At 47.0% G+C, this 1369-nt stretch carries 1 pseudogene; it reads left to right on the top strand.

From position 1 onward, the window contains the following. Positions 1 to 1369 (top strand): annotated as a pseudogene (locus BN4609_RS05735) (toxin TcdB middle/N-terminal domain-containing protein); the annotation flags it as partial.

Raw genomic sequence — 1369 nt, 5'->3', positions numbered from 1 at the left:
AATGGCAAGGTATATTTCAACCATTTGGAGTTTGATCAGTCTGGCAATGCCGTGCCTACGTTTACATTGAGCAGTGCCGACACGCCAAGCCCAATCATCTATGGTGGCAAGGTTGACACTTCTGTCATGGAGGTCAGTAAGGATGAGCAGGCGGAAGCCATCAAGAACTCACCGATGGAGGATATTGTGCGTGTATGGCAGGCTCCTAAGGACGGAACTGTCAGCGTAACTGGTCAAGTAAGCCTCATTGCACCAACAGATGACTATGATGCTGACGAGTATCAGAAGGCAGACGGCGTAAGAATTGCCATCCAAAAGGGAGGCAATGAACTTTGGAACAAGACGATAGCCAAGGGTGACAACAGTCCATACAGCGCAGCCGTATCATCTGTTGCCGTCAAGCGTGGTGACAGAATCTATTTCCGTGTGCAGTCTGGCTCTGAGGAAACAAGCAACGGCTCATTTGACAAGGTGAACTGGTCACCTGCCATTACTTACGCTGGCGAGTCAAATATCTTGCCTAACGGGCTTTCTTCAACAGAGTACAAACCTGAGGATGGTGCCATCTACGATGTGAACACCTCCGCTAATGTGGAGAATGGTTCAAGCGTGGAAGTTCACAGTGCCTTCCACAAGCCTGTAACAACCGACGATGTTGTTCTCAGCATCATCGGCAGCAACGACAAGAAAGACAGTGACGGAAACGACAACCCGAACTATATCGAGAAGACGGTCTTTGCTCGTACATTAAAGGCTAATGAGACTTTCAATGGCGATTCACTCAACATCAGTCTGGAGAATACTGAAAAGCTGACCAACTTCAGCTTTGAGATTTCATCTACCTCAAATGTTGATTGGAAGAATATCGGTTGGCAAGCGTCTGTGACTTATAAGGACTCTACCAATATCGAACAGACTGTAGCCGTTCCTGCACACTACAAGATATTTGCAAATGCCTTGTCAGAGGGCAAGCCATACTTGACCACTGCGACAGATACAATTATGGTTGTGTCTCCAGTGCTTACCCTTTCGGACAATTCTATCAACGGTCAGATTACTTTGACCGCCAAGACAGAGGATGCGCTTGTTGGCAAGAAGTCTTTCACTATCGAGAATGGCATCTTGAAAGCCGATACTCTGCGATTTGCAACTACTGCAGGAAAGAACATCTGGTTTGAATACAGCTATCCGGCAGCAATCTCTAATGAAACTGTTACTTCAGCCTCTGTTTCCATTCTGAAAGATGCGGCAGGTCTCGTAACAGAGAATGTGCTTGCTGGATTCTATGCAGAGAATGACAATCTTGGCTTCGGTATGCTTTACCGTGGCTGGGGAGGTTTTGTTTATAACTCGGCAGAGGGCAGATATG

Origin of the sequence: Leyella lascolaii, from assembly GCF_900079775.1 — a bacterium.
GTDB lineage: Bacteria > Bacteroidota > Bacteroidia > Bacteroidales > Bacteroidaceae > Prevotella > Prevotella lascolaii.
Note: the sequence above shows the minus strand (reverse complement) of the source record. Positions and strands in the feature narration are given on the sequence as shown.